Source organism: Sphingomonas sp. (assembly GCF_017745215.1).
GTDB lineage: Bacteria > Pseudomonadota > Alphaproteobacteria > Sphingomonadales > Sphingomonadaceae > Sphingomonas.
On sequence record NZ_JAGHZV010000008.1, the window covers coordinates 144184 to 160165 of the forward strand.

General features: G+C 69.9%; 12 protein-coding genes. 2 read left to right on the top strand and 10 right to left on the bottom strand.

Annotation, left to right across the window (positions count from 1 at the left end; translation table 11 throughout):
- Positions 1 to 5 precede the first annotated feature (5 nt).
- From J7495_RS10370 to J7495_RS10380, 3 genes are all read right to left on the bottom strand, one after another.
- Positions 6 to 2909: a TonB-dependent receptor gene (locus J7495_RS10370; RefSeq protein WP_294056420.1), complete on the bottom strand. Its 2904-nt coding sequence runs from the start codon at positions 2907 to 2909 to the stop codon at positions 6 to 8.
- A 79-nt stretch (positions 2910 to 2988) separates the two neighbouring features.
- Complete coding sequence (locus J7495_RS10375; RefSeq protein ID WP_294056421.1) at positions 2989 to 3948, bottom strand: FecR domain-containing protein; 960 nt, start codon at positions 3946 to 3948, stop codon at positions 2989 to 2991.
- A complete protein-coding gene (locus tag J7495_RS10380; protein WP_294056422.1) occupies positions 3945 to 4517 on the bottom strand; it encodes an RNA polymerase sigma factor in 573 nt (190 codons plus the stop codon). Before J7495_RS10380 ends, J7495_RS10375 begins: the two co-directional genes overlap by 4 nt.
- A 75-nt stretch (positions 4518 to 4592) precedes the next feature.
- Between J7495_RS10380 and J7495_RS10385 the strand changes: the two genes are divergently transcribed.
- Positions 4593 to 4730 (top strand): hypothetical protein, encoded by a 138-nt coding sequence (locus J7495_RS10385; protein ID WP_294056423.1) that lies wholly within the window; start codon positions 4593 to 4595, stop codon positions 4728 to 4730.
- A gap of 83 nt (positions 4731 to 4813) precedes the next feature.
- Positions 4814 to 6601: an amidohydrolase gene (locus J7495_RS10390; protein WP_294056424.1), complete on the top strand. Its 1788-nt coding sequence runs from the start codon at positions 4814 to 4816 to the stop codon at positions 6599 to 6601.
- A gap of 15 nt (positions 6602 to 6616) precedes the next feature.
- Here J7495_RS10390 and J7495_RS10395 read toward each other — a convergent pair whose 3' ends face one another.
- From J7495_RS10395 to J7495_RS10425, 7 genes are all read right to left on the bottom strand, one after another.
- A complete protein-coding gene (locus J7495_RS10395) occupies positions 6617 to 8629 on the bottom strand; it encodes a M3 family metallopeptidase (RefSeq protein WP_294056425.1) in 2013 nt (670 codons plus the stop codon).
- A gap of 11 nt (positions 8630 to 8640) precedes the next feature.
- Positions 8641 to 9486 carry a hypothetical protein gene (locus tag J7495_RS10400; RefSeq protein ID WP_294056426.1) on the bottom strand — a complete coding sequence of 282 codons (846 nt, stop codon included), beginning with the start codon at positions 9484 to 9486 and terminating at the stop codon, positions 8641 to 8643.
- The gene (trxA, locus tag J7495_RS10405) at positions 9483 to 9809 is read right to left on the bottom strand and encodes a thioredoxin (RefSeq protein ID WP_294056427.1); all 327 of its coding nucleotides are present in this window, start codon (positions 9807 to 9809) and stop codon (positions 9483 to 9485) included. The genes J7495_RS10400 and trxA overlap by 4 nt, the downstream gene beginning before the upstream one ends.
- A 19-nt stretch (positions 9810 to 9828) precedes the next feature.
- Positions 9829 to 11544 (bottom strand): ABC transporter ATP-binding protein/permease, encoded by a 1716-nt coding sequence (locus J7495_RS10410; protein ID WP_294056428.1) that lies wholly within the window; start codon positions 11542 to 11544, stop codon positions 9829 to 9831.
- Between the two features lie 35 nt (positions 11545 to 11579).
- Positions 11580 to 14162, bottom strand: coding sequence for a TonB-dependent receptor (locus J7495_RS10415; protein WP_294056429.1), 2583 nt, complete (start codon positions 14160 to 14162; stop codon positions 11580 to 11582).
- 100 nt (positions 14163 to 14262) lie between these two features.
- The gene (locus tag J7495_RS10420; protein ID WP_294056430.1) at positions 14263 to 15210 is read right to left on the bottom strand and encodes a FecR domain-containing protein; all 948 of its coding nucleotides are present in this window, start codon (positions 15208 to 15210) and stop codon (positions 14263 to 14265) included.
- Positions 15207 to 15782 (bottom strand): sigma-70 family RNA polymerase sigma factor, encoded by a 576-nt coding sequence (locus tag J7495_RS10425; protein WP_294056431.1) that lies wholly within the window; start codon positions 15780 to 15782, stop codon positions 15207 to 15209. The genes J7495_RS10420 and J7495_RS10425 overlap by 4 nt, the downstream gene beginning before the upstream one ends.
- Positions 15783 to 15982: the final 200 nt, after the last annotated feature.

Consider the following 15982-nt stretch of genomic DNA (forward strand, 5'->3'; position numbering starts at 1 on the left):
GATGATCACCACCCCTTGGTCAGGCTGAGCCGGATGAAGCGGCCGCGCAGGTCGTAGTTCTGCGGGTCGTAGCCATATAGCGTGTTGTCGACGAACGGCGGCTGCCGGTCGAAGAGGTTCTGGACGTTGAGGTTCAGCCGCGTGTGGCCGAGCAGGCCGGTATCGGCGAAGGCATAGCCGAGGTTCAGGTCGAACGAGGCGTAGCTCTTGATCGGCACCGACGGCGCGACGCGATTGTCGTGCGACTTGCTGATGTAATCCATGAACAGCGTCGCGTTGAACCCGCCGATCGACCAGCCCGCCGAGGAGCGGACCTTGAGGTGCGGCACGTTGCCGGCGGTGTTGACATAGTCGCGCTGGCCCGCGGGCACGTCGAACAGATAGCGGAACACATAGGTGGCGTCGGTGCCGAGCTCGGCATGGCCCGGCCCCAGCGCGAAGCCGTAGGAGGCGCTCAGGTCGATGCCATTGGTGTTGAGCTTGGCGACGTTGCGCGTGCGCGCGTCGATCAGGATCGTCACGGGCACCGACGTGCAGCCGCCCGGCAGGCCGGTAGCGTTGCCGCCGAACGTCGTCGACGCGCAGAGCGCCGCCTGCTGCGCCGCGGTCAGCGAACGGTTGACGATGCCGAGGAAGGTCGGGTCGGACAGGCTCGCAGGCGTGAACTGCGGCACCAGGATGCGGTCCGAATAGGCGATGTCGTAATAGGAGACGCCGAGGCGCAGCCCGGGCACGCTCGGCGGCGTCCAGTCCGCGCCGAAGCTCAGCGTGCGGGCGTGCTCCTCCTTGAGCTGGTCGTTGCCGCCGTTGAGGATCATCACGTTCGACCGCATCGTCGGCGAGAGCGGATCGGCGACCTGGTAGAGGAAGCTGTTCTGCTGCCCGGCGAGGTCGGTCGGGCTCGGCGCGCGATAGGAGCGCGAGGCGCTGCCGCGGAGCTTGAGGCCGTCGACCGGCACCCAGCTGATCCCGGCGCGCGGCACGACGACCTGGCCGAAGTCCGAATAATCCTCGCCGCGCACCGCGAAGCCGAGCTCGAGGCGGCGCAGCCCCGGCCTGGCGTTGGATGCGCCGAAGATCGGGACGACGAGCTCGGCGAACGCCGCATTGATGGTGCGGTCGTACGCCGAGCCGAAGGTCGAGCTGTACGCCGCATAATGGACGAAGTTCGACGAGCCAGCGCCCGCGAGCTTGATCTCGCGGCGCTCGACACCCAGTGCGACCCGAATGTCTCCCCCCGGCAGCGCGAACAACGGTCCGTCGGCGCTCAGCCGATAGATCCATTGCTCGCCCTTGAGGTCGTAGAGGTTGATGAGGCTGTTCTTCAGATAGTCGAGGATCGCCTGCGAATTGCCCGCGGGCGTCGAGAAGGGATTGAACGCCGTCGCGGTCGTCGCGCTCGCTCCCGCGGTCGCCAACGAGATCGGATCGACATAGCCGGTCCACTGGTGGACCTTCTCCTGGCCGTAGGAGATCGCCGCAGTGATCGACCAATTTGCCCCCGGCTTGGCGATCAGCGACAGGCCGCCGCCGAAGCTGTCGGTGGTGATCCGCTGGAGCGTCGGGCCGACGATGTCGTTGGTGTCGACCTGCACCGTCACCGGCGCGCCGTTGCCCAGCGGATTGAGGTAATAGGGATTGAAGCTGTAGATCGCGACCGAGTTGCTGAACGGCGACAGGTCGCGTTCGTTGATCGTGCGCGACCAGCTGGCGTCGGCCTCGATCTTGAAGATCGACCCGATCTCCTGGTCCGCCAGCGCGACGACATTGGTGCGGCGCACGCGCGGATAGATCCAGATATCGTCGGGCGAGCAGAGGTTCTGCCCCGCGGTCGGCGTCGCCGTGCCGTTGAGCGCGAAATTCTGGCCGCCGACCTGGAGCGTGCCGGGCGTGCAGGTCATGGTGCGGCGATCGGCGCCGCCGTAGCGCCGGAAGTCGAGGTTGAACGCCGGACGGTCGATCGCCTCGAGCGGCGCCTGGCGGTAATGTTCGGCCGTCACCAGGAGGCCGCCGGTGCTCCAGCGCTTGCCGAGCGTCTGGCCGAGCACCAACTCAGTCAACCCGCCCTTGGTCACCGTGCCGAAGCTCGCGCGCGATTCGGCGCCGTCGAAATCCTTGCGCAGCACGAAGTTGACCACGCCGCCGATCGCGTCGGAGCCGTAGAGCGCCGAAGCGCCGTCGGGCAGCACTTCGACGCGCTCGATCGCCGAGATCGGCAGGTTCGAGACGTCGGCATAGGCGCCGGCGATCCCGCTCGGCGCGAGGCGGCGGCCGTTGACCAGCGTCAGCGTCGCGCCGGCCCCTGCCCCGCGCAGGTTGAAGGCGGTGCCGCCGTTGGCATTGGTGCTCGACGCCGTATCGCCCAGCCCCGCGCCGGCGGGCAGCACGCCGGTGTCGTTCGAGACGCCGCCCGCGAAATTCTGCGGCATCGCGCGGACGATCTCGAGCGCGGTCGAATGGCCGTTGCGCTCGATCGCCTTGCGGTCGATCACGATCACCTGGCTGCCCACCGGCTCCTGGCCGTGGATGTTGGTGCCGGTGACGACGATGTCCTGGTCGGGACCCTCCGCGGGCGCCTCCTCGGCATCGGCGGTCTGCGGCGCGTTGCGCACCACCGCGATCGCGCCCGAGGTATCGGTGCGCGCGGAGAAGCCGGTGCCCGCCAGGATCGCCGATAGTGCAGCATCGGCATCGAGATTGCCGGCTGCCCCCGGCGAGCGCACGCCGCGCACTTCGTCGACCTTGTAGATGACCTGCCGCCCCGATTGGCGTGCATAGGCGTCGAGCGCGCGCTTGAGGTCCCCCGCCGCGATCTCCCAATGCCGTGACTGCGCAAACGCCTGCGCCGGCACGACCACCGCCGCGACACACACGCTTGCGAACAGGATCGACCCGTATCTTCCCGCCATCGTCTTTCCCCCGACCCGAGCGCTTTTCGCGCATTCCCTGGATTGGAGGACAAGCAAGCGTCACAATCCCGTAACGCGATCAGCTCGAAATGACGATTTCGTCCTGCCGAACCGTCATCCGCAGGCCATAGGCGTCCTTGAGCAGCCGCGCGAAGGCATCGACGTTGCTCGCCTGGAAGGCGCCGCCGATGCGGATCGAGGCGACGGCGGGGTCATCGATCACCAGCCGGCGATGGTTGTAGCGGTTGAACTCGGCCGCGGCTTCGGAGAGCGGCGTCTGGTCGAACGCGAGCATGCCGTCACGCCAAGCGAGCGCATCCTCGACGCGCTCGACCGACTGCGCCGCGACCAGCGTCGAGACGCCGCGGATGATCACGCGATCGCCCTTGGTGGCGGTGGCTGAAGCGGCGGCGCCGCCGCGCAGCGCGTCCTCGATTCGGACGCTGCCTTCGAGCACCGAGACGCTGACCGTGTCGCCGTCGCAGCGCACCGAGAATTTGGTGCCGAGCGCGGTGATCGTCCGCGAGCCAGCGTGGACGATGAAGGCCTCGCCCCGGCGCAGCGCGACTTCGAAATAGGCCTCGCCGCGATCGAGCCAGACTTCGCGCCGCGCGGCGCCGACTGCCGAGCGCACCTCGGTCGCGGTGTTCAGCTCGATCCGGCTGCCGTCGGCCAACGCGACGAGCTGGTGCCCGCCCACCGGCGTGTGGAAACGCGCGATCGGAACCGTCTGCGGGCGCATCAGCCACAGCGCCGAGCCGACCAGCGCGACGAGCAGCGACGCCGCCAGTGCAGCGAGCGCGATCCGTGCGGGCCGGCGCGATGCCGGTGGCGCAGCGACCGGCTCCACGGGGCCGAGCGCGCCGATGCGGTCGGCCATGCGCCAGCCGTGCTCGAGCCGCCAATAGGCGGCCTTGTGCGCGAGCGACGCCTCCATCCAGGCGCCGAACGCCGCTTCGTCGGTCGCGCTCCACGCCGCCTCCTCGCGGCGGCCCAGCCACTCGGCAGCGGCCTGTTCGACGGTGTCGGCCCGGCTCATGCGCCGCGCTTTCGCGACGATCGCTCGGCGAGGCTGGCGCGGTCGACCTTGCCGGTGCCGCCCAGCATGAAATCGGCGAGCGCGCGCATGCCGAGCGTCATCTGCTTCTCGACCGTGTCGATCCCCACGCCGAGCCGATCCGAGACTTCGCGGGTCGAGAGTCCCTCGAGCTTGCGCAACCGGACGACTTCGCGGCAGCGCGGCGGCAGCCGGTCGAGCCCGGCCTGGGCGCGGCGCAGCTCGTCACGAGCCTGGAGCTGGCGCTCTGGCGCGAGCGCGTCCATCGGCACCCCCGCCTCCTCGAGATCGGCGACGAGCTGGAACGACACGATCTGCGCGCGCTTGGCGCAGTTGATCAGGTGATTGCGCGCGACGGTGAACACAAAGGCTCCCGTATGCTGCGGCAGCCCCTCGCGGGCGCCGGCCAGCGCGCGTTCGTAGATATCCTGCCTCAAATCCGCGACATCGGCCTCCTCGCGCCAGTTGCGGCGGATGAACGATGTCAGCGACGGCTCGAGCGGGAGAACCTCCCCGCAGAACCAGTCCCTGAGCGTCGCGTCATTCACCATGATCCGGGGTATCCCTCCGGGCATATTTCCACGACCCAGGACAAGCGGCGCCGCGGAACCCGTAACGTGTCGCGGATGAAAGGCTCTGGCGAGGCCTTTGTAAACGAGCGACCCGGCCTCGCCGCCAAGGGCGCAGCGGCGGCGATCCCGCCCGAAGTGATCGCCCGGCTCGGGCAGCGCCACACCGACGCTCGTACGATGCCGAATAGCTGATCGCGTGATACCTTGCGATCGCTCGCGCACGGGCTAGGCCATCGGACCGGCGAATGTATCGCCGGGCTGCGCGAAGGTGGACGATGGCAAGAGTCGGTGGGTCGGTCGAGGGCGGCTTTCGGTTCCGATTCCGCGGGCCGCGGCGTTTTCTCCTCGCGCTGGCGCTCGCCTTCACCGCCGCGTCGGGCGCATCGGCGGGCGACAGGGTGGCGCCTCCCAAGGCGGCCGCGGACGTGATCCTCACCAACGCACGCGTCTACACGGTGGAGGAGGCCCAGCCCTGGGCCGAGGCCGTCGCAATCAAGGACGGCAAGATCCTGGCGGTGGGCTCGGCCAGGCAGGTCGCCCGCACCAAGGGCGCGCGGACCCGGGTGATCGACCTCGGCGGGCGGATGCTGATGCCGGCGTTCGGCGACGCGCACGCCCATCCGATGTTCGGCGGACTGACCCAGGCGCGCTGCCCGATCGTCGAGGGCAAGACCCCCGCGCAATATCAGGCGATGATCGCCGCCTGCGTCGCGAAGAAGCCGGGAACCGAGACGGTCTACGGCGTCGGCTGGGCGCAGACCAACTTCCCCGGCATCTCGCCTCGCAAGGAGACGCTCGACGCGATCAGCCGCGACCGGCCGATCCTCTTCGGCTCGTTCGACGGCCATGCGATGTGGGCCAACTCCAAGGCGCTCGAGCTCGCCGGCATCACCAAGGACACGCCCGACCCGCCGGGCGGACGGATCGGCCGCGATCCGCAGACCGGCGAGCCGAACGGAGCGCTGTGGGAATTCAGCGCGATGGCGCTGGTCGACAAGCTCGTGCCCCCGCCCACCGAGGCCGAGCTCGAGGCGTCGATCGTCTATGTCACCAGGCGTTTCAACAGCCTGGGCATCACCAACTGGCACGACGCGGGCGTCGAATACGCCGACGACGGCAGCAGCCCGATGGTCGAGGCCTATCGCTCGGTGCGCGACCGCGGCGTCCTCACGGCACATGTCGTGATCGATCTCAAATGGCAGAACGAGCGCGGGCTCGAGCAGATTCCCGGCATCCTGCGCGCCGCCGAACGGGCACGGAGCTATGGTCTCAACGCGCGCAGCGTCAAATTCTACCTCGACGGCGTGCTTCCTCAGCACACCGCGCTGATGATCGAACCCTATGACGGCACCGCCGACCGCGGCAAACCCGGCATCCCGGCCGAGGTACTGAGTGCAGCGATGGTCGCGCTCGACGCCGAGGGCTTCCAGGGGCATGTCCACGCCGAGGGCGACGGCGCAGTGCGCGAGAGCCTCGATGCGTTCGAGGCCGCGCGCAAGGCCAATGGCGACCGCGGCAACCGCCCGATGATCTCGCACATGAACGTGATCGACCCCGCAGACCAGCCGCGCTTCGGCAAGCTCGGCGTCTATGCGGTGTTCCAGCCCTATTGGGCGAGCAACTATGACGACATGGACCTGCAGAAGCAGGCGATCGGGCCGCGGCGCGCGGGGTTCATCTATCCGACCGCGAACGTGGTGCGCGCCGGCGGCAAGATGGCCTATGGTTCGGACTGGCCGGTCGATTCCGCCAACCCGCTGGACGGGCTCCAGGTCGCGCTGACGCGGACCAACCCACTCGAACCCGCACGTGGCCCGCTGCTGGCCGACCAGGCCGTGACGCTCGCGGAAGCGATCCGGTCGTACACGCTCCACGTCGCCGAGGTAAATCACCTCGACAAGGAGACCGGCTCGATCGCGCCAGGCAAGGACGCCGACCTGATCGTCCTCGACCGCAACCTCTTCGAGATCCCGGCAACCGAAATCTCCAAGGCCAAGGTGGTGCTCACGCTGTTCGCCGGGAAGCCGGTGTTCGGCGGCGTGGGTTCGCTCAGCGCCGAATAGCGCGACGCGCGTCGTTCACGCCGCCAGCCCCCAGGCGCGGAGCAGCGCGTCGTTGCCGGGCTCGCGGCCGCGGAAGGCCGTGAAGCTCTCGATCGCCGGCCGGCTCGCGCCGCGCGCCAGCACCTGCTCGCGGAACCGCCCGCCGAGCGCAGCCATGTCGGCGCCCGGCTCGGCGAAGGGCTCGAAGGCGTCGGCGGAAAGCCGCTCGGCCCACAGGTAGGAATAATAGCCCGCGCCATAGGCGCCCGCGAAAATGTGCGCGAAGCTGTGGATCGGGCGCGCCGAGGCGGGTCGCGGCATCAGCGAGACCTGGCGCTCGACTTGCGCGAGGACCGCCGCCGGATCGGGATGCGCGGCGGTAAGGTGGAGGCGCAGGTCGACGAGGCCGAGCTCGACCTGGTCGGTCAGCGCGAGCGCACCGAGGAAGCGCCGCGCGCCGATCATCCGCGCGATCGTCGCTTCGTCGAGCGGCAGCCCGGTCTCGGCATGCGCGGAGACGATGCGGAGGATCGCCGGCTCCCAGGCGAAATTCTCCATGAACTGGCTGGGCAGCTCGACCGCGTCCCACTCGACCCCGGCGATGCCGCCGATCGAGGGCAACTCGACCTCGGTCAGCACGTGATGGAGGCAATGGCCCATCTCGTGGAACAGCGTGATCATGTCGCCGTGCGAGACATAAGCGTCGGCGCCATCCGCGCCGCGCGCGAAGTTGCAGTTGAGGAAGGCGATCGGCAGCTGGCCGCCGCTACCCGCCGCAGTGGGGCTCAGCCGCGAGCGGCAGACGTCCATCCAGGCGCCGCCCTGCTTGCCGGCGCGCGCGAAGAAGTCGCAGTAGATGCCGGCGAAGGGCACGCCGCTCCGCCGCAGCGAATAGTAGCGAACGTCGGGATGCCAGGCGTCGACCTGCGCCTCCTCGGCGAATTCGACGCCGTAGAGGTCGGCGACCAGCCCGAACAGCCCGGCGAGCACGCGCGGGAGCGGCAGGTGGCGCTTGATCTCGGTCTCGTCGAGCGCGTGGTTCGCGAGGCGCAGCTTCTCGGCGACATAGCCGGTGTCCCACGGCTCGAGCGTCGCGATGCCGAGCGTCGCGGCGAAGACGCGCAGCGACGCGAGCTCGGCCTCGGCGCGCGGGCGGGCGCGGCGGGCGAGGTCGAGGAGGAAGGCCTCCACCTGCCCGGCGCTGTCGGCCATCTTCACGGCGAGCGAGCTTTCGACCGGGTTCGCGAAGCCGAGCAGCTCGGCGGCTTCCTGGCGAAGCCGGAGGATCGCGTCGATGCGCGGGCCATTGTCGAACTTGCCGCCGTCGGGCCCCGCATCCGAGGCGCGGGTCTGGAAGGCGGTGTGGACCTCGTGGCGTAGCGCGCGGTCGTCGGCATAGCGCATCACCGCGCGGACGCTCGGGCCGTGGAGGTCGACCAGCCAGCCCTCGAGCCCGCGCGCCGCCGCGTTGCGGGCGAGCATCGCGCGATCCTCGGCGGGGATGCCGGCGAGGCGGGCCTCGTCGGCGATCGGGAGCGTCCAGCTCTGCGTCGCATCCATCAGCGCATTGCCATAGCCGGTCGAAAGCTCGCCGAGCTCGATGCAGATCTCGGCGAACCGCGCGCGCGGCGCCGGTGCGAGCGCGACGCCCGACAGCTCCATCCCGCGCAACGCCTGGTCGAGCGCGCGCACCTGCACCGCGTCGAGGCCGGTACGGTCGATCGCGCGGAAGGCGTGGTAAAGCGCCTCGTCCTGGCCGACCGAGGTTTCATAGGCGATCAGCTTCGCTTCGGCTTCGCCATGCGCGGCGGCGAGCTCGGGCGTGCGCGCGACCGCGGCCAGATGCGAGACGATCCGCCACATCCGCCCGAGCCGGACGTCGGCACGCTCCTTGGCGGCATAGACCGCCTCGAACCCCGAGCCGGCGAGGATCGCGGCCATCGCATCGGCATGCGCGCGGATCGCTTCTTCGACCGCGGGGCAGACGTGTTCGGGACGGACGGCGCTGAAGCGGGGCAACGGCTCGTCGTGCAACAGGGGATTGGTCATTACGGGGTCCATCATTGGCAGGTGGCGGGCGCGGGTAGCTGCCGCGCCAGCCGGATCAGTTCGTCGAGCAGCCGGGCATGCGCGCTGGTGATCGCGCCATGGATGCGGGCGCGGTCGGCCTCCATCCGCGCGGCGAGCCCCGGCGACCCTGCATCGAGGCGGCGCGCCAGCTCGGGCTCGACCGGGAGATCGAGGCGCAGCTCGACTCCGCCCGCCTCGAGCGCGGCCTGGACGACCTGCTGCTCCTCCTGAGTCAAAGGGTCCGGGCCCGGCGCCTGCGCCATGCACCAGCCGACCCAGCCATCGAGCGCATCCCGCAGCACCGAGCGCGCCTCGGTGGGATCCCAGGCCATCGCCTCGACCATCGTCGCGGCGGCAGCCTCGGCGGGCGCCCGCGCTTCGGCCGTCGCGGCCATCGCACGCTTGCGCAGCGCCCGCCAAGCCTCGCGCGGCGGCGAAGCGCCGGCGAGCGCGGCAGCCTGCGCCTCGCGGACTTCGGCTGCGACCGAGCTCGCCCCGGCGACCTGGTCGAGCATCCACAACAAGGCGTTCGCAACGAGCGGCGTGGCGTCGGCGCCCGGCGGCACCGCCAGAAGGAAGGCTTCGAGCCCGCCCGCGCCGCCGCTCGCGTTGATCGAGAGCAGCTCGACCGGAAGCGCCAGCCCGGCGGGCAGGCCGAGCGCGTCGGTCCAGCCGGCAGGGTCCTCGCTCGCGAGCAGGCAGCCGAGCGGCGAGCCGGCCGTGCCGTCCCACAGCAAGGGCTTGGTCTTTACCGCGTCGCGCGCGGCAGCGGCGCGCAGCCGCATCAGCGCCGCGTCGCGCACCAGCGGATCGCCCTGGAAGGCTCTGAGGCTCATACCGCCTCGCCCTCGACGAAGGCACTCACCCGCGTCCGCGACAGCGCGCCGACCAGCCGACCGGTCTCGGCGCCGTCGGCGAAGCGGACCAGCGCCGGAATGCCGCGCACTCCGAAGCGCTCGGCGAGCGCGGGCTCGGCGTCGATGTCGACCTTCACGATCTCGGCTTCGCCGGCATAGTCGGCGCTCAGCTCGTCGAGCAAAGGCGCGAGCTGGCGGCACGGCGCGCACCAGGGCGCCCAGAAGTCGACGATCACGGGCAGGTCCGCGCGCAGGACGTCGTCGTCGAAGCTGGCGGTGGTCACCGCCTTCAACTCGCTCATGATTGGTTTCCCTTGGGTTCTAGGCCCCGGCCCCGACGGGTTCGGCGCAGGACGGCGCCGACCCGCCGAGGTCGAGCAGTTTGGTGTGGAATTTCTCGAGCTGCGGCCGGTGCGCGACGCTGACGATCGCCGAGCCGGGCAGCCATTCGATCAGGCTGGTGTAGAGGTCGTGCTCCAATCCACTGTCGAGCGCGCTGGTCGCTTCGTCGAGGAACAGGAAGTCGGGCTTCACGAGCAGCGCGCGCGCCATCGACAGCCGCTGCTGCTCGCCGGGCGAGAGGATCCGCTTCCAATCCTCCTCGTCGTCGAGCCTTTGAACGAGGCCCGGCAGCCTTACCTCGCAGAGCACGCGCGCTAGCTGCGCCACGTGATAGGCGTCCGCCGGCGCCGGATAGGCGAGCGCGGCAGCGAGCGTGCCCGCCGGCACATAAGCGTTCTGCGGCAGGAACATCGCGCTCCCCGCGGGCCGCACGATCGTCCCCGAGCCATAGGGCCAGAGCTCGGCCATGGCGCGCATCAGCGTGCTCTTGCCGATCCCCGAGCGGCCCCTGACCAGCAGCCGGTCGCCGCGCGCGATGTCGAGCGACGGCAGGCGGAGCAGCGGCGCGCCATCGGGCAGGCTCAGCGCGAGCTCGCGCGCGGCGAGCGCCTCGCCCTCGCGCCGATACGCGATGCCCGAGGGATGCGGCTCGTCGAGCGCCGCCTCGAGCCGTCGCAGCCGCTCGACGTTGGCGCGCCAGTCGGCGATCTCGCCATAGCTCTGGACGAACCAGGTGATCTGCAACCCGAAAGTGCCGAAGGTCGCGTTCAACTCCATCAGCTTGCCGAGCGCGACCTTGCCCGCGAAATAGGAAGGCGCGGTGATGAACAAGGGCAGCATCTGGGCGCACCAGGTCGCCACATTCTGCAGCACCATCAGCCGGAAGGAGCGGACGATCAGGCTGCCCCAGTTGCGCCGCACGAGGTCGAACTGGCCGTCGAGCCGGCGGCGCTCGTCCGCCTCGCCGCCGTAGAAGGCGATCTGCTCGGCGGCATCGCGCACGCGCACCATACCGAGGCGGAACTCTGCCTCGTAGCGCTGCTGGCGGATGTTGTAGCGCGAGAGCGAACGGCCGATGAAGTGGATCACCACCGAGGTGACGAGCGCGTAGACGATCGCGGTCCAGAAGAGCGTGTGCGGGATCGCGATCGTGAGCCCTGCAATCACGAAGGGCACGGTCTCGCTGCCGGTCCACAGCACCGTGCCGAGCGTGAGCAAGGTGCCGAGCACCTGCGCGCCGCTGCTCAGCAGGCTGAGCGTCGAGCGCGCGGCGAGCATCGTGTCCTCCTGGACGCGCTGCTCGAGGTTCTCGATCGATCCGCCCGCCTCGATCAGGTAATAGCGCCGTCGGGCGAACCAGCGGTCGAGGTAGCCGGCGGTCAGCCGCCCGCGCCAGCGGATCTCGATCGCCTGGCGGACGAAGCCGTTGAGCGCCATCCCGCCCATCATCATCACCATCGCACACAGGCTCATCAGCGCCGCGCGATAGAAGCCCGCGGCCTGATAGCCGGCGAGGCTGGACGTGACTCCGGCCTGCGCCATGATCGAGAGCTGGGTCGCCGCCACCGCGCCGACGAGCACGCCGCCCAGCGCGAGCGTCAGCAGCCAGGCGACCGGCCAGTCGGCCGACAGCCAATAGCGCGCCATCAAGCTGCCGGCGAAACGGAAGTCGTCGAAGAGGCCGTAGCGGGGCAAGTGCCCGGCCTCCCCCGACGGGGCTCGATCCGGCATCACCAGGCCTTGGTGAGACGGAGCGAGACCGTGCGGCCCACCGCCGAAGCGTTGGTGGGATCATAGCCGTTGTCGAACACATTCGCGTTGGCATCGACGCGCAGCCGCGGCGGGTCGGCGTCGGCGAGGTTGAGCACCGCCACCGTCGCGCGCAGGCCCGAGAGCAGCCCGGACTCGCGCCCGAAGCCGAAGTCGTAGCTTACCGCGAGGTCGCCGGTCAGCCAGGCGGGGACGCGGCCTTCGGGGATCACCAGCGTATCGCGATAACTGCCCACATAATGGAACATCGCCGTCACGCTCGCGCCGCCCTTCGCCCAGCCGAGATTGGCGTTGGCGCGGAAGTCGGCGGGCTGGAACTCGGTGTCGTCGAGCTTGACATAGCGCGAGCCGGCGTCGGGCTGCTGCTTGAGCGTGAAGATCCAATTGCCTTCGAGCCCCGCGCTGATCGTGCCGAACGGCCGATCGAGGACATAGCCGAGCGCGAACTCGAGCCCCGAGGTCTTCATCCGCGCGATATTGTGGAGCCGATAGTCGAAATAGGCCTGGGTATCGGCCTGGACGAGGCCGTTGGTGCTCTCGACCCGGCCGGTGGCGAAGGCCGCCGCGACCAGCGCCGGGTCGGCGGGATAGCTCAGGAACGAGCCGACCGCGCCCGGATCGTAGAAGACGAAGGGCGCGCCGCCCACCACCGGCGGGCGGGCGATGCGATCGCGATAGTCGATCGAGAAATAGCTGGCAGAGGCGCTGAGGCCCTTCATCGCGCTCGGCTTGAACTCGAAGCCCGCAGTGAAGGCAGTCGAATGCTCGGGGCTGAGCGACGGGTTGGAGCCGTTGACGTAGAGCGTGTTGATGAACCCGCCCGACGGCTCGGGAAAGGGGGTGAGCTGGTAGCTCATGCCCCCGGGGTCGAGCTCGGAGAGCAGCGCCGGGCGGAACGAGCGGCCCCAGGTCGCGCGCAGATCGAAGCCCTCGACCGGGCCCCAGAGCACCCCCACCTTGGGTGAGGTCGCGCCGCCGACGTCGCTGTAATGGTCGTAGCGGATCGCGCCGGAGACGATGAGCCGCCTCAGGCCGGGCATGCCGTTGGCGGTATCGACCAGCGGCACGTTCACTTCGCCGAACAGCCCGTCGACGTCGCGCGACGAGGAGGAGTGCGTGTCGGTCGTGCCGGTGGCGGTGTAGAGCGAGGTGTAGGATTCGCGCCGCGCCTCATAGCCGAACGCGCTGCGCACCCAGCCGCCGGGCAGCTCGAACAGGTCGGCCTTCACGCGCACCTCGCCTTCCAGCAGTCGCGTACGGCTCCAGCCGGTCGTGCTCATCGGGATCTGGTCGTAGACGTTCGCCGATTGCTGCTCGGCCTGGCCGTAGCTTCCCGACAGCTCGACCTCGAAGTGCGGGGTCAGCGCGAAGCGCGCGCCGCCGACGCCGCTGTAGCTGTCCTGCGTGCCGTGGAAGGTGTTGGTGAGGAAGGTGAACAGGCTCATATGATCGAGGTAGCGCTGGTGGTTCCAGGACCCCTGCGCGAACAGCGTCAGCACCGGCCCGACCTGCTGCTCTGCATTGCCGAACGCCGACTGGCGGCGGATCTCGGGGCTCAGCCCATAGGGCAGCGGGTAGGTTGACGGCGGCACGAAGTCGCGCTGGCTCGCGTAGATCGGGCGCGCGTCATAATAGTCGCCGACGATCATCGCATGGCCGGTCGACCAGCTCTTGCCGAGCAGCTGAGACGCGCCGACCTCGCGCCCGCCGCCGCGCGTGGGCACGTTGGCATAGACCGAGGTCTCGGCGCCGTCGTATTTGTCGCGCAGCACGATGTTGACCACGCCGGCGACCGCATCCGACCCGTAGATCGCCGAGGCACCGTCGGTCACCACGTCGATCCGCTCGACCGCGGCGAGGGGGATCGCAGTGATATCGACGAACCCGCCCTGCGACCCGCCCGGCGCGACACGGCGGCCGTTGACCAGCGTCAGCGTCGATCCCGTGCCGAGCCCGCGCAGGTTGATGCCGGTGCCGTATGCGTCGTTGTCCGACGTGCCCGAGGTACCGAGCGCCGCGGTCTCACGGTTGGTCGAGTTGAAGCTCTGCGGCAGGTTACGCGCGAACTGCTCGACGGTGACGTTGCCCGCGCCTTCGATCTGCTCGCGGCGGTAGGTGCGCGACGGCGACGTCACTTCGGCGCCGCGGATGTTGGTGCCGGTGACGATAAGCTCATCCTCGGCGGTGGCGGTGGTTTCGGGGCGCTCCTCGCGGCCGCCGTCAGTGGCGGCCGCGTCGATAGGGACGACGCTGTAGGTCTGCGCCCCCGTGACCCTGAAGGTGAGCCCGGTGCCGGCGAGCAGCGCGGCGAGCGCGCGATCGGCGCTCATCTTGCCGCGCACCGCATTGGTGCGCTTGTCGTGGGTGTCGCGCCGCGCCGCGAGGATCTGGATGCCGGCCTGACGCGCGAGCGCGGCAATGCCGGTGGTGGCCGATTGCGCGGGGACGTCGAAGCTGCGTTCCTGCGCCGCCGCTGGTGCGGCGACTACCGTCGTCGCCACTGCCGCCGCTGCCCACCACCCGATCGCGAGACTCTTTGTCATGCCGCTTCCCCCGAAGCCTGCGGACGCGCTCTGCGCCGCTCCCGATCCTAAAGAGATGCGGCCGCGGGCTTTCCTTTGGTGCGTTGCAAAAAAATTGTCATCAACGACCGATCACGATGCGGTTCGGGTCGGAGAGGTCGACCGGCGTGGCGAAGGTGCCGTGCACCGCCTGGGCGAATTCGACCGGATCGTCGGTGCGGAACGTCCCGTCGAGCTGCTCGGCGAGCAGCACGGGATCGCGCACCACGATCTGGCGCGCATTGTAGCGGTTGAACTCGGCGACCGCGCTGGCGAGCGAGCGGCCGTCGAGCGCGATCTCGCCGCTGCGCCAGGCGAGCACGCGGTCGATCGCGGCACTGTCGTGCGCGAGCGGCTGCGCGGTCGCATCGTCGGCGACGTGCAGCCCCGCGCCTGCCGAGACCGGATGCGCCGCGCCGCCGCCGATCGTGGTCACTTCGACCGTGCCTTCGGTCACATAGATGTCCGCACCACCCTCGCGCCGGCGGACCGAGAAGGCCGTGCCCGTCGCGCGCACGCGCACCGCGCCGGCCTCGACCACAAAGGGCCGCTCGGCATCCTTGGCAACCTGGAACCAGGCCTCGCCTTCCGCGAGGACGATGCGGCGAAGCTTGTCCGTCGCTGCGACTTCGATGCGGCTCGAGGTGTTGATCGCGGCGAGCGAGCCGTCGGGCAGCGGCACGCGGCGGATCTCGCCGAGCTTGGTCGCATAATCGGTGCCCGGGGGAAGCAGCATCACCGCCGCGATCGATGCCGCGAGAGCCCCGCCGCCGACCAGCAACCGGCGCCGGGTGAGCAGGTCGCGGATCGGGCGGGGATCGGCCTCGTCTTCGGGCGCCTGCTCCGTCGCCGCGCCGCCGAGCCACTCCCAGGCCGCCTGCGCCTGGAGCAGTGCGCCCGCGTGGCGCGGATCGCCCGCGAGCCAGCGCGCGAGCTCGGCCTCGCGCTCGGCGTTCCAGCCCTCACCGTCGATCTGCGCGGCCCAGCGCGCGGCGGCATCCTCGATCCTGGCGGCGCTCTCGGCCATCATCCGCCCTCCTGCCGGCGCGCGGGGCGAGGCGCGGCCAGTCGTTCGCTCGCCGCATCCTGGTCGCGCATCGCGCGCTGCACCGCGCGGATGCCCTGGTGGACCTGGTTCTCGACCACGCTCTCGGTCACGCCGAGCCGCGTTGCGATCTCGCGCTGCGAGAGTCCCTCGATCTTGCGCATCTCGACGATCCGGCGGCAGCGCTCGGGCAGCGCCGCGATCAGCTCGCGCACGCGGGCATATTCCATCCGCCCGCCAGCCTCGCGCTCGGGGGTGAGCGCCTGGTCGTCGGCATAGGATTCGATTTCGGCGATCGTCTCGATGGGAACCACCTTCTCGCGCTTCAGCCGGCGCACCAGCAGGTTGCGCACGACCGAGAAGAAATAGGCATGCGGCCGCTTGATGTGCGCGACCGAATCGAGCGCGACCAGCCGCGAATAGGCCTCCTGAATCACGTCGTCGATTTCCTCGGGCGCGACGCGGGCGCGGGCGAGCCGGGCACGAATCACGGGCTCGTGCGGCAGCACGTTCGCCGCCACCCATTGCGCCATGAATTGCCGCCGTTGGTCGATCACTACATCCGGTCACTCTTCGCGCGTGGCTTCCACCGCCATAGAGCATCGGCGCGGAGATTTCCTTCGGACCCTCGCGAAATTTTTCCGGTTCGGGCGCCGACGCGTCTCGATGCTGAGCGTGCAACGCCGAGTCGCTGAGGGGCCGAGGGTCGAAAAGTCACAAGAGTCACGACCCGTCGCGGCGATTCCGGTGCCTGGTC